This is a genomic window from Shewanella sp. MBTL60-112-B2 (genome assembly GCF_019655055.1).
Lineage (GTDB): Bacteria > Pseudomonadota > Gammaproteobacteria > Enterobacterales > Shewanellaceae > Shewanella.
In genome coordinates, this window is the sequence record NZ_BPFA01000110.1 from 1 (window position 1) to 437 (window position 437).

At 49.4% G+C, this 437-nt stretch carries 2 tRNA genes; both read right to left on the reverse strand.

Features of this window, described 5'->3' with window-relative positions:
- Positions 1-148: 148 nt before the first annotated feature.
- A tRNA-Glu gene (locus K5Q73_RS21465) sits at positions 149-224 on the reverse strand.
- A gap of 89 nt (positions 225-313) precedes the next feature.
- A tRNA-Glu gene (locus K5Q73_RS21470) sits at positions 314-389 on the reverse strand.
- Positions 390-437: the final 48 nt, after the last annotated feature.

Consider the following 437-nt stretch of genomic DNA (forward strand, 5'->3'; position numbering starts at 1 on the left):
TTCGAACCCCTGTTACCGCCGTGAAAGGGCGGTGTCCTAGGCCTCTAGACGATGGGGACCCGGACTGCATTAGACTCTGCAAAGAGTGAATACTCATTAAGTTCTGTAGGCTAAAACTTAACGCTTTGCTCTTTTCGAAAAAAGAAAGTGGTATCCCCAAGGGGATTCGAACCCCTGTTACCGCCGTGAAAGGGCGGTGTCCTAGGCCTCTAGACGATGGGGACCCGGACTGCATTAGACTCTGCAAAGAGTGAATACTCATTAAGTTCTGTAGGCTAAAACTTAACGCTTTGCTCTTTTCGAAAAAAGAAAGTGGTATCCCCAAGGGGATTCGAACCCCTGTTACCGCCGTGAAAGGGCGGTGTCCTAGGCCTCTAGACGATGGGGACCCGGACTGCATTAGACTCTGCAAAGAGTGAATACTCATTAAGTTCTGT